Below are 12,058 nucleotides of genomic sequence, written 5' to 3' on the forward strand. Positions count from 1 at the left end.
TTTATGTAATGTGTTACAGTGCACCTGGAGCAATCCACATATGTGATGTGAATCCTTCATCCGCTAGTGGGAGTTGTTTTTCATAAACTGATTTCCATGTTTGATAGAATTGTTGATATAGTTCGTGATGTTCAGCATTTGGTTCATATGAGCTCTCCCATTTTACAAATTCCTGAGAAGTAGCCTCCATAGAGTCATATATGCCAGCGCCGACTCCAGCGGCAATTGCTGTTCCTAAAGCGGCAGCTTCCTTCACAACGGGTACTTTGACAGGAATTCCGAGAACATCCGCAACAATTTGGGGCCAGAGCTTGCCTTTTGCAGCACCGCCTGCAAAAATAACTTCAGAAGGGAATTTTCCAGTTAATGATTCTATTAATTTTAAATTTCCAAGTGTTACAAATGCAGCGTTTTCTTCGATTGCACGGAACAGTTCTTTCTTTCCGCATTTATCAGCATCTAAGCTTAAATTAATGAAAGAAGGTGCGGCGTGGCGCCATGAAATATAATTCATTACATTTGAAAAGGTAGGAATAATACCATATGATCCGATTGGAACATGTTTTGCTTGTTCTTCTAATAGTTCGTAAGCATCTACACCTAGTTTAGTAGCAAGTGCCTTTTCATCTTGGCAAAAAGCATCTCGAAACCATCGCATAACAAGACCTGGGAAGAAAGCGATTGTTTCATATTGCCAAAGTGTAGGGATAGCGTGGCAATTGACGCGAATTTGAGCGTTTGGGTCGGTTTTTGGGCTTGTTATATTTACTTCTTGTTGCCAAAAGCTACCTCCGCAAATAAAGGTTTGTTCAGGGTTTACAACTCCTGAACCGAGTGAGGCCATCTGAGCATCGCCACCTCCAGTAACTACCGGTGTTCCTGCGTGTAACCCTGTCAGCTCTGCACTTTGTTTTGTTACATGACCAATAACTGTCCCTGCTTCATTTACTTTTGGGGCAAATGTTAAAGTTAGGCCGCATTGCTCAGCAATGGAATTATCCCAAGTTCTATTTTGTAAATGAAATATACCAGACGTACATCCGTTTGAAGGGTCTATTTGTAACACACCACATAGCTTATAGAGAATCCAATCATTTAACATTGTAAAAGAATGGACTGTATCGTATATATCGGGTTGATGTTTTTTGAGCCAAAGTAATCTAGGTAAGGCACCTAGTGCAAAAGTTTGCCCTGACTTCTCATATAATTCTACTTCGAGGTTTGAACGAATCTGTTTTAACTCACTTACTTCAAAAGAAGCACGGCCATCAACGTTCGCACATGCCCATATGTCTTGACCATCTTTATCATATAGAACAAATCCTTCGCGCATACTTGTTGCACTAATTCCTTTAATAGAAGAAGGGGATATATTGCTTTTTTTGAGTACATCTTTCGTACACTCTTGAACGAGTTTCCAGTTTTCTATCACATCAAAATTCATAGAACCAGGATAACGAGAGTCTGGTTTATGAACCCACTCTTTTTGACTTACAGCCAGCTGATTTCCTTGTAAATCGAAAAGAACAGCTCTGATACTACCAGTTCCTGCGTCGTAAGCTAATAGAGCAGACATTATGATTCACCTTCCTTTCTTAATAGGGAGAGTGCAGTGTCCTCATCGGTAATTAATGTATGAATGAATTTACCTTTTAAAGCCCCGTAAATTGCATCTATTTTGTCTTCACCCCCAGCTACACCAACTACATGTTTCATCTTTCGAAGAACAGGAAGAGGTGTACCAATTAAACGAGCGTGATGCGGAAGTTCTAGTAATTCTCCATGTGTATTGTAAAATTGCCCTAGAATATCTCCAGCACCATTTTGACTACGTATATAGGTCATTTCACGAAGCGTTAATTTTTCTTCTTTTACAATTGTTGCATCATGAGATAAACCACCGATACCGACTATTGCTGTATTAGCAAGTGAAGCGACATGTAGCATATCTTTAACGGCTGGTTCTGAAAGAATGCTTTGTGCCATTTCAGTTGTAGATGCTAAAAATGGTGTGGGAATGATATGAAGTTCTCCTTGCATGTGATTGAGATAGTTCTGTTTTTTAGGAAGGTAGTGATTTACACCACCTGTAAGAGTAACGATCGAAGGTTGTATAGATATGTCAAAATGGATGTTTTCTAGCATTTTTGATATAGTTTCTCCCCAACCAATGCCAAGTAAATCTCCTTGCTGTAAATGAGTTTCTAAATATTGCGCTGCAGCTTTTCCTAAAGAATAAGGTGGATTTTCCATTGGCGTAGGGATCACAAAAGAGTCTTTTAAATGAAATCTTTTAATCAGTTCACGTTCAATGCTTAGGCAATGTAAACCTGTACCTTTTACATGAAATGTAACGACACCTTCAGCTCGTGCTTTATCTAATAACCGAACGACTTTGTTTCGTGAGATGTGAAGCAATGAAGCGATCTCTTGCTGCGTTAAATGATCTTTATAGTAATACCAGGCTACTTTTGTTAACAAATTTTCTTCAAAACTCAGCTGTGACATTCTCTTCATCCCTTTCAACAATTGACCAATGCTTAAACATATGTGTTATGTATTTTGTTTATACCGATAGAAATAGCCATTATGCTGAAGAAAAATTTGTTCTAGATATGAAAAAAGGGATATACAATGCTACAAAACAAGTAGAACAAAAAATCATTTTCTCAAAAATTGTTCCGCATAAAGGAGGATGACAAGATGTGAAGAACGTGCCCTTATTAGAGGTGAAACAAATTAGTAAATCATTCTCAAACCAACTTGTATTAAAAGAGGTTACATTGGAATTAGAACGCGGAGATGTATACGCTCTAGTAGGAGGAAATGGTGCTGGGAAATCAACATTGATGAAGATATTAACAGGTTTATACTCTTATGATGCCGGGGAGATGTATGTAAAAGGAAGAGAGCAAAGTTTTTCTAATCCAGCAGAAGCACATTCAAATGGTATTTATTTAATCCCACAAGAACCGTTAATTTTTCCTCATATGACAATTGAAGAAAATATATGTATCGGAATAAAAGCAAAGAAGAAGGAACTTCGTAAAAAGGTAAAAGATTTGATAAAAAGTTTAGGATGGAACATAGAGCTAAGTGCAATTGGAAGTTCATTATCAATTGCGCAGCAACAATTAGTAGAAATATTAAGGGGATTAATAAGAGAAGCAGAGATTCTTATTTTAGATGAGCCAACATCGACATTAACAACTCATGAAATAAAGAGTCTTTTTGTGTTAATGAAAAGCTTAAAGGAAAAGGGAATTGGGATGATTTATATTACGCATCGTTTTCCGGAAATCTTTGAAATTGCGAATAAAGTAGCTATTTTACGAGATGGAATAATTGTGAATCAAGGGAATGTATCAGACTATACATATGACATGTTAATGGAGGGGTTATTGCCAAAAGATTATAAACAAGAGAAGAAGAAAGAGGCGCCTCAAGAAACGATAAAACATTTTCAACGAGTATTAGAGGTAACAAATCTGTCGAGTGATATATTTCAGAATATATCATTAACCGTACATGCTGGAGAGATTGTAGGAATTGCTGGTGTTGTTGGATCAGGTAGAACGGAATTAGCAGAAGCATTATATGGGCTAAGACCTGTGCGGTCGGGAGCTATTTTATTAGAAAGAAAGTCAATTGCAAAGTATTCGACGAGTAGACGACTAGATGAAGGGTTGGTATATGTTCCTGAGGATAGGGCTGGTAATGGTATCTTTTCAATTGCATCTGTTGAAGAAAATATAACGTCAGCGTCTTTACACCGACTCAGTACTTTTTTCTTAAACCACAAAAAAGAAAGCGCTTTAACTAAAGCGTATATTAGTAAGTTTCGGATAGCCGTACCTAGTAAAGATGAAAAAATGACATCTTTATCAGGTGGAAACCAACAAAAAGTTGTATTAGCTAAATATCTTGCCTGTGAACCTACATTAATCATTCTTGATGAACCGACGCGCGGGATTGATGCGAAAGCAAGATTAGAAGTGTACGAGGCAATTCAAAGTTTAAAACAATCCGGACTTGCAATTTTATTGATTTCTTCTGATGTAGAAGAAATTGTTCAATTGGCAAACAGGGTATATGTGATGAGAAATGGAGAATTTGTTTCTCACTTGGGGAAAGAAAAAATTTGTATAGATGAAGTTACACGTCTCGCATATGGAGGAAGGGAGGGTGTAACGGAATGAAACGTTTTTCAAATCTATTTAAAATGCATGAAACATCCATTATCATTTTATTACTTATTTACATAGCACTTGTAGGAATGATTAATCCTAGTTTTGTTCAGTTTAGTTCGCTTTCTTTAATTATGAAATCAAGTCTTATCTTAGTCATACTAGCTATTGGTCAATCATTCGTATTATTTACTAAAAATATCGATGTTTCAGTGGGCTCTATTATGGGGTTAAGTGCAGCGGTTTGTGGGATGTCTTTGACAAATGGTAATAGCATTTTAATTTCCATTATTGCTGCAATCTTGCTTGGAGCTGTCATTGGAATGATAAATGGCATTGGGGTTACGATGTTTCGTGTGCCGGCAATTATTATGACATTAGGAATGTTAGGAATTATTAGAGGAACAATGTTGATCTATACAGGTGGCAAATGGATTGAAGATATTCCTAAGTCTTATAAACAGATGTCTTCTGTTATGATACTAGGGCTACCTATTTCAGTATGGATCATTTTGGCTATTTTACTATTATTATATATTTTTTTAACGAAAGCACCTTTTGGAAGATATTTTTATGCTACTGGAGATAATGAAGATGGAGCACGTCTCATTGGAATACCTGTAAATAGGGTGAAAATATATGCATTTATTATTTCGGGAATAAGCGCCGGGATTGCAGGATGCATATTTGTTATGAATATCGGCTTTGTGCCAAATCAAACTGGTACAGGAATTGAGCTGCAAGTAATTGCTGCCGCTGTTCTCGGGGGGATACATTTAAAAGGTGGAACAGGTTCTATATTTGGAGCAGCACTAGGGGCAATTTTTTTAGAAGTTATTAGTAGTTCACTAGTCTTCTTAAAAATACCTGCTTTCTGGAATAGTACTATATCAGGATTTTTACTGTTACTTATTATTATATTAGACAGTACTTTGAAAAAATGGAAGGGAATAAGACAGCTGGAAGAAAGAAGGATGAATCAATGAAGTATGCACGTGGATTTTTCAGATGGGAAGGGGTTCTGATTGTATTACTTATTATTGAGTTCATACTTTTTGGCTTATTTAACAATGATTTTTTTAATATTAGTAATTTACTTTTCAGTATGAATGACTTCGTTTTTATTACGATTGCCGCAATTCCGATGACATTTGTAATTGTTACAGGTGGAATCGATGTATCTGTAGGGTCCATTATGGGGCTTACTTCAATTCTTATTGGTGTGCTCTGGATGAATGGACTTCCGGTTATTGTAGCTACGATTATTGCCTTGTTTATTAGTTGTCTAGCCGGTTGTATCAATGGGCTAATTATTAAAATGACAGGTGTGGAACCTCTTGTTGTTACACTTGGAACGATGTTTTTATATGCAGGAATTGCACTTGTTATCTCGGGTGGCTCAAATGCCAGTGGCTATGAGGGAATAAGCGGGTTACCAGATTCTTACGTGCAACTTGCAAATGGCAGTTTTATAGGAATTCCTAATTTACTATGGTTACTTTTCGTTTTGACTGTTTTGTTTGCACTCTTACTTCATCGTACAAGGTATGGTCGTTATGTTACGCTAACCGGTACGAATGAAAAAGCTGCGGAATATTCCGGCATTCGTACAAAAAAGGTAGTCATTATCGCATATATTCTTTCCGGGTTAGGAGGTGGGTTAGGAGGCACTTTTTTAACAGCATATTTCGGTTCAGCACGAGCTGATATTGGAAGCGAGACAATTCTGCCGGTTATTACGGCAGTTGTATTAGGTGGGACACTCATTACTGGGGGAAAAGGAAGTATTCTCGGAACGGTACTAGCAAGTATATTTATTGGCATGATGCAGTACGGTTTACAAATGACAGGCTTAACAAACGAACAATCAAATGTTGTTATTGGTATTATACTTATCCTCTCTGTTATTATTAGGCATTTCAAATTACAGCAACTCACTATGAGGAAAAGAAGAAATTTGCATAAGGGGGAAATGTCATGAAAAGAAAACTGGGACTTCTTCTTATTATGTGTATTTGTATCATCGGTTTAATCGCATGTTCTAGCAAAACAGCAGACAAGAAAAAAGCAGATGATGTAAAATTTGCTTTCATTCCGAAATTAACAGGAGTCGGTTTCTTTACATCGGGTGGTGAAGGGGCAAAAGAAATGGGAGATAAGTTAGGCGTGCAAGTGAAATATGATGGACCATCAGAGGCGAGTGTATCAGGCCAAGTGAAGTATATAAATAATTTTATTAATCAAAACTATGATGCATTAATGGTTTCCTCTACATCAGTTGATGGACTTTCACAATCATTACAGAGAGCAAAGAAAAAAGGAATGACCGTTTTAACGTGGGATTCTGATGTGAATCCGAAAGATCGTTCATTTTATATAAGCCAAGGAACGCCGGAGCAACTTGCAAATCTATTAATTCAAATGACTTCATCACAAATTGGAGATAAAGGGAAAGTAGCATTCTTCTATTCAAGTCCGACTGTAACAGATCAGAACCAGTGGGTAACAAAAGCAAAAGAGATTATAAAAGAAAAATATCCAAATTGGGAAATTGTAACGACGCAGTACGGGGAAAATAACGCACAAAAATCATTATCGGTTGGCGAAAGTATTTTAAAAACGTATCCCGATATTAATGCAGTAATTTGCCCTGATGCAACGGCACTTCCAGCAATGGCGCAGGCTGCTGAAAACTTAAAAATGGATAAAAAAGTAATTGTGACAGGATTTTCAACTCCAAATGTAATGCGTGATTATGTAAAACGAGGAACGGTTCAGCAATTTGGATTATGGGATGTAAAACAACAAGGAGCACTTACAACTTATGTTGCAAATGAAATTGTGGTAAAAGGGAAGAAATTAAAAGTTGGGGATAGTTTTGAAGTTCCAAATATAGGTAAAGTAAAGGTGGAACCGAATTCTATTCAAGGCTATGACTACGAAGCAGATGGAAACGGAATTATCGTACTGCCGGAACGAGTTGTGTTCACGAAGGATAATATTGATAAGTATAATTTTTAAAGTAAAAAGTTCATTCCTGTATAGAAAGGAATGAACTTTTTATTGTTTTTGATAGAATTTATCCCTCAAAAGTATGAAGAAAGATTAATAGAATTCCCGCTTCTGGTAGAGGTGATTATAACGCCATGTTTATACAATTATATTAAATATATAGAATACAGAGGAGAGATTTAAATGTTATTTCATTATCATTTTTGGACGCCTTATTTAGAAGAAATGGAGAATTTTTATAAAAAGTATGGGTTTCGCATTTCTAACAGGATTGGAAAGTATAATGGAGAATTTCAACAATTTAATTCGCCATTAACGTGGGATGATTTTCGTGATAAACAGGTACTTTTTCGGATTATTGAGGCTAGAAAGGGTAAGATTAATATAACCTTTGGCTATGGAAAAAGTATTAAATTTGATCATATTGGTTTTCTAACGTCAAAAGAAGAAAGTGAATCAATTTGTGCACAAGCTGAAAAATTAAAGTGGAAAGTAAATATAGGAGAAAAGAGAAGCTTCATTTCAACACCATATGGTTTTCGAATTGAATTACAAACAAATTTGGATGCAATAGATGATAGTCAGGCTAAAGAAGAAGTACAGAAAATTGTAATGACAACAAAAAAAACGGGATTAGAACAGGACCTTTCATTTCTATTTCAAAAAAAAATAAATCATATTGAAACTATTCTTGATAGTAAAACGGCATTGAAATATGTATATTTTAATCCTTTATATCAAAAGAAACAAAAAGATCCTAATGGTGTGGAGATATATTTTTAAACTTCATTTGTGATTTTAAGTAAATGAAAAGGTTATTTGTAAAAATATGCTATTTCAACCATTTATGTTATAATCATTCTGAATATTCGAACTTATGGTCAGGAGGAATATAAATGCTTACACCAAAACAAATCTCCAACTTATTTAGAAATTTTTCTATAAAGGAAAGTAAAGGGTCGAGCGATTTATACGAACATTTATCATTGGAAATTTCAGAAGATGAGGAAATTCTTGCATTAGCGTCACACGCACAACTTGGTCAGCCAACTCCTAACTTATTACTTGGTGCCGTTCACTATTTATTATTGAAAGGGAATAGTCATGTATTAAAACAATATTATAGTAGTCTTGTTGCGAATCCAGAAAAAAATCTAGAACATGCTTTTCACCATTTTAAAGATTTTTGTAAGCTTCATCGAGAAGAGATAATCGATATTTTAAAAACAAAGCTAGTACAAACAAACGAAGTAAGAAGGTGTACATATTTATATCCGAGTTTTTGTTATATGTTTCATAAAGTTAATAAACCATTAGCTTTAATTGAAATTGGGACAAGTGCGGGTCTACAATTGTTCTGGGATCAATATAGTTATTCATATGGAACAGGAGGAGTATATGGAAATATACATTCTAATGTCCAATTGAAATCAGAAATAAAAGGGGACAATCAGCCATTTTTCTTACCACAAAGTCCACCTGTCATAGAAAGAATCGGACTTGATTTACATATAAATGATTTAAAGAATGAAGAAGATTATTTATGGTTACGCTCACTTATTTGGCCTGAGCATGAAGAACGACTTGAAATGTTTGATCACGCAGCAGCTTGCTTAAAAGAACAATCTGTGAAACTGATAGAAGGGGATGGAGTAGCTCTTCTTTCAGAAGTTGTGGAACAAATTCCAGATGATGCAGTAATTTGCATTTTCCACACACATGTGGCGAATCAAATACCAGAGAGTATAAAACATAACTTAGTAGATAAAGTGAAAGAAATCGGAGCGAAACGCGATGTTTTCCATCTTTATAACAACATGTGGGATAGAGATCTTCATCTTGATTATTTTATAAATGGAAAAGAATATCGTGAAACGGTTGGGGAAACAGATGGTCATGCGCGGTGGTTTAGTTGGAGATTGGAAGATAAGTCGTTATGCTAAAAGTAAAAGACAACTATCATCAGTTGTCTTTTTATTTTCGAATTATAATTCCTCGCTTACTTATTATAACTTATATTTTCAAATCAAAAAAATTACAGAGAGATGCAGCAGAATGGACTATTACTATATTAAGAAAAAGATACAATAGATATCTAAAATGAAACTCAAGTGATGATAACAAATAAATTGTATCTTCATCTGAGTCCTATATTTTCATCTTAATAAAGCAGTGCTTTTAATTCTAATGTATTTTTATTTCAAAGTTGTAACAAAATGATCATTTAATAATGGAGGTTGAAGCTATGAAAAGGTTAGTAATTATTACAGTAGGTAAAACCCATAGTGGGAAAACTACATTTGCAAGAGCTCTAGAAAAAGAGCTAAATAACTGTTTTGTTATGGACCAAGATAACCACGCTGAATTTATAAACACTTTTTATAAGAACTTACAACCGAAACTAGGGCCTAATACTCTTAAGCATGCCCTCTCAAAGCTAATTGTCGATTATGCAAAAGAACACACTGATTTAAATCTTATTATTTGCAACTCAAATCGAAGTCGAAATGGACGAGTGTACTTGCTTGAAGAGTTATTTAATAAAGATGAGTTTATCCGTATTTTGGTTCATTTTGATATTCCTGATGATGTTCTTCTTGAACGAGTTACTCAAAGTAGGCGAAGTACTAATATATTTAGGGGTGCTTATTCTAATTTTGAAGAAGTGCTTGATCGACAACAGACTGAATCTCTACAAGAAGATGTAACTGATCCAGTAGAAGGTGAAGCAGATTATTTATTTGTAATTAAAGACAACGAGGAAGTTGATTTTGTTATTAAAGAAGTTGTTCATATTGCTACATGTTTATCCGTTGTTCGTTGATTATTATTCAGTGATGTTTGAGTTTTACATAAGGTGTACTGATTTAAAAAGAGGAAGTTATTAAGATAATGCGGTGCTATTGCTCGAACAAGTAACAATCGTTTATTCATTTCCCTAAGTCGATTAAAATGCCAAAAAGACTGCTTTTTAATCGAAATTAGTTATTTTTTAGCCATTTTAGTGATAATAGTTTATTTTGCAAACACTACAATACATTAAAAAACGTCAGTCATGTTAGTTTTTTAAAGGGCCAAATTGTTAGGGGAAAGAGGAAATTGAAGGTTCATCTTGAATTTGTAAGTTATACTGGGAGAAAAGGGTTTAATAGAACTAGATTATTCAAATAGTTGAAGTGAAAAAAATACAAGGGGAAAAGTTATGAAACATAAAACACCAGAAAAATTATTTAGGATAGATTGTAGAGATATTTATCTTCAAGAGTTTTCAATTGAAGATGCAGATAGTATTCACAGAATATCAAACCAACCAGAAATATTTAATTTTTTGCCAGACTGGAAATCAACAAAAGAACAGCGGGTTGATTGGGTTACCAATTACGAAATACCAGCAAATAAAGCGTTTCTTGATGCCGCTGTAAATACATCAAACATAGATGGTCATTTTTTAAAACTAGGGGTATTTATTAAGGAAACAGATGAATTTATTGGTTGGTGCTGTACGGGCATAAAAGATGAGCTGCCTTTACCGAATAGAGAAATTATGTATGCTATTTCAAGTGAATATCAAAAGAAAGGTTACGCTACTAAAGCGTCTAAAAGATTGATTGACTATTTGTTTACAAATACAAATTTGGAAGTCATTAACGCAGTAGCTTTAATTAACAACATTTCATCAAATAAAGTAATTGAAAAATGTGGATTTACTTATCTGAGTCAACAGACGATAGAAAACGAACTATATAATCATTATATATTGAATAAGTCAGAGTGGATGAAAAATCATTAAAAGAAAATGTTGTTGTTCCAGAAAAGGGCGCGATTCTGGAATAAGAAAGGACATTACTATTAGTCATATAAAATATGTAATGTTCTTAAAATTATTTATCATATTTAGCGAGAAGACCCCTACCTCAAGCGCGTAACGGTAGGTGGGGGTAGTTCAATTAGGTATTGATAAACTCTTCATCAAAATGGTTTCATTTCTTTTTGGATTAACTTTCTGTTTTATAAAAAAGTTGGATTGTTTCGATGAACTCCATTCCACAAACAACCCTGTTAATGAAGGGGGAGGGGATCTCAACATCGTTTTAGAATTTAAGATGCGAATTTTTTGTTTTTTCCGATAGGCTGAACAATGTTCATTGGAAATACGATAATTTTCCCTGCCAGTTAAAACTGCTACTTCCACTAATTTATTATCTCCCGACAGAAAACTCCCACCTCAAGGAATGGGTAGGACATGGTCCAATGAGTAGGTGGGAGATGAATAGTGGTTAGATAAAAGTCTAATGGTTCTCCTTGCGGAAGAGAACTGACGCAGGAAGAAGTATGCTTACATAGAAGGAATTGTTCCATTATAAAAGTCTTTCCATATGTATACATTTTTGAAGGGTGGCAGAGGAATTTCGACAAAAAAGAAGAAATGATACGAGAGAAGTATTTTTTGAATAGATTATGATATCGTTCTCATGAATATCATGAAAAAAGCATGTAGAAAAACTAAAATAGGAAGTGAGGTGGAAAGTGGTGCTCGTCCATAAAGCGTATAAGTTTCGGATCTATCCTAATGCAGAACAAAAAATACGTATCGCGAAAACAATGGGTTGTTCTCGTTTTGTATTCAATTACTTTTTGGCAAAATGGAATGATAGATATAAAGAAACAGGGAAAGGATTCACCTATGGCACTTGTTCTTCGCAATTACCTGCCCTCAAAAAAGAATTTGTATGGCTCAAAGAAGTGGACAGCACGGCTCTTCAATCTTCTCTTCACAACCTCGCTGACTCGTATTCACGATTCTTCAACAAACAAAACAAAGCACCTCGGTTTAAGTCGAAAAACAATAAAGTCCAATC

Annotated in this window: 12 protein-coding genes; 9 read left to right on the forward strand and 3 right to left on the reverse strand. The window is 34.9% G+C overall.

The window, feature by feature from the left end:
• Nucleotides 1–13: 13 nt before the first annotated feature.
• Nucleotides 14–1,576 carry an autoinducer-2 kinase gene (gene lsrK / locus M014_RS0117685; RefSeq protein WP_026592909.1) on the reverse strand — a complete coding sequence of 521 codons (1,563 nt, stop codon included), beginning with the start codon at nucleotides 1,574–1,576 and terminating at the stop codon, nucleotides 14–16.
• Entirely contained in the window at nucleotides 1,576–2,526 is a 951-nt protein-coding gene (locus M014_RS0117690; RefSeq protein WP_026592910.1) for a sugar-binding transcriptional regulator, read from the reverse strand. Before M014_RS0117690 ends, lsrK begins: the two co-directional genes overlap by 1 nt.
• 179 nt (nucleotides 2,527–2,705) lie before the next feature.
• Between M014_RS0117690 and M014_RS0117700 the strand changes: the two genes are divergently transcribed.
• From M014_RS0117700 to M014_RS0117735, 8 genes are all read left to right on the forward strand, one after another.
• A complete protein-coding gene (locus M014_RS0117700) occupies nucleotides 2,706–4,199 on the forward strand; it encodes a sugar ABC transporter ATP-binding protein (protein WP_026592911.1) in 1,494 nt (497 codons plus the stop codon).
• Nucleotides 4,196–5,173 (forward strand): ABC transporter permease subunit, encoded by a 978-nt coding sequence (locus M014_RS0117705; protein ID WP_026592912.1) that lies wholly within the window; start codon nucleotides 4,196–4,198, stop codon nucleotides 5,171–5,173. The genes M014_RS0117700 and M014_RS0117705 overlap by 4 nt, the downstream gene beginning before the upstream one ends.
• The gene (locus M014_RS0117710) at nucleotides 5,170–6,168 is read left to right on the forward strand and encodes an ABC transporter permease (RefSeq protein WP_026592913.1); all 999 of its coding nucleotides are present in this window, start codon (nucleotides 5,170–5,172) and stop codon (nucleotides 6,166–6,168) included. The genes M014_RS0117705 and M014_RS0117710 overlap by 4 nt, the downstream gene beginning before the upstream one ends.
• Nucleotides 6,165–7,208: an autoinducer 2 ABC transporter substrate-binding protein LsrB gene (gene lsrB / locus M014_RS0117715; protein WP_026592914.1), complete on the forward strand. Its 1,044-nt coding sequence runs from the start codon at nucleotides 6,165–6,167 to the stop codon at nucleotides 7,206–7,208. Before M014_RS0117710 ends, lsrB begins: the two co-directional genes overlap by 4 nt.
• Nucleotides 7,209–7,382: 174 nt before the next feature.
• Nucleotides 7,383–7,982: a hypothetical protein gene (locus M014_RS0117720; RefSeq protein WP_026592915.1), complete on the forward strand. Its 600-nt coding sequence runs from the start codon at nucleotides 7,383–7,385 to the stop codon at nucleotides 7,980–7,982.
• A gap of 113 nt (nucleotides 7,983–8,095) precedes the next feature.
• The gene (locus tag M014_RS0117725; protein ID WP_026592916.1) at nucleotides 8,096–9,142 is read left to right on the forward strand and encodes a DUF2332 domain-containing protein; all 1,047 of its coding nucleotides are present in this window, start codon (nucleotides 8,096–8,098) and stop codon (nucleotides 9,140–9,142) included.
• Nucleotides 9,143–9,444: 302 nt separating this feature from the next.
• Nucleotides 9,445–10,023, forward strand: coding sequence for an ATP-binding protein (locus tag M014_RS0117730; RefSeq protein WP_026592917.1), 579 nt, complete (start codon nucleotides 9,445–9,447; stop codon nucleotides 10,021–10,023).
• Between the two features lie 378 nt (nucleotides 10,024–10,401).
• Nucleotides 10,402–10,989, forward strand: coding sequence for a GNAT family N-acetyltransferase (locus M014_RS0117735; RefSeq protein WP_026592918.1), 588 nt, complete (start codon nucleotides 10,402–10,404; stop codon nucleotides 10,987–10,989).
• Nucleotides 10,990–11,142: 153 nt separating this feature from the next.
• Here the strand turns inward: M014_RS0117735 and M014_RS0117740 are convergent, their stop codons facing one another.
• Nucleotides 11,143–11,391, reverse strand: coding sequence for a hypothetical protein (locus M014_RS0117740; protein ID WP_026592919.1), 249 nt, complete (start codon nucleotides 11,389–11,391; stop codon nucleotides 11,143–11,145).
• Nucleotides 11,392–11,729: 338 nt separating this feature from the next.
• On the opposite strand from M014_RS0117740, the gene M014_RS0117745 reads away from it, so the two are divergent.
• On the forward strand, nucleotides 11,730–12,058 hold a 329-nt coding region (locus M014_RS0117745; protein WP_026592920.1), incomplete at its 3' end, for a helix-turn-helix domain-containing protein.

The organism is Bacillus sp. UNC437CL72CviS29 (assembly GCF_000482345.1).
GTDB classification, from domain to species: Bacteria; Bacillota; Bacilli; order Bacillales; family Bacillaceae_G; genus Bacillus_A; species Bacillus_A arachidis.

What these genes read in the sequence shown, in the direction of transcription:
- lsrK (WP_026592909.1), bottom strand. Translation starts at nt 1,576, where the DNA reads ATGTCTGCTCTATTAGCTTACGACGCAGGAACTGGTAGTATCAGAGCT.
- M014_RS0117705 (WP_026592912.1), top strand. Translation starts at nt 4,196, where the DNA reads ATGAAACGTTTTTCAAATCTATTTAAAATGCATGAAACATCCATTATC.
- M014_RS0117710 (WP_026592913.1), top strand. Translation starts at nt 5,170, where the DNA reads ATGAAGTATGCACGTGGATTTTTCAGATGGGAAGGGGTTCTGATTGTA.
- lsrB (WP_026592914.1), top strand. Translation starts at nt 6,165, where the DNA reads ATGAAAAGAAAACTGGGACTTCTTCTTATTATGTGTATTTGTATCATC.
- M014_RS0117720 (WP_026592915.1), top strand. Translation starts at nt 7,383, where the DNA reads ATGTTATTTCATTATCATTTTTGGACGCCTTATTTAGAAGAAATGGAG.
- M014_RS0117725 (WP_026592916.1), top strand. Translation starts at nt 8,096, where the DNA reads ATGCTTACACCAAAACAAATCTCCAACTTATTTAGAAATTTTTCTATA.
- M014_RS0117730 (WP_026592917.1), top strand. Translation starts at nt 9,445, where the DNA reads ATGAAAAGGTTAGTAATTATTACAGTAGGTAAAACCCATAGTGGGAAA.
- M014_RS0117735 (WP_026592918.1), top strand. Translation starts at nt 10,402, where the DNA reads ATGAAACATAAAACACCAGAAAAATTATTTAGGATAGATTGTAGAGAT.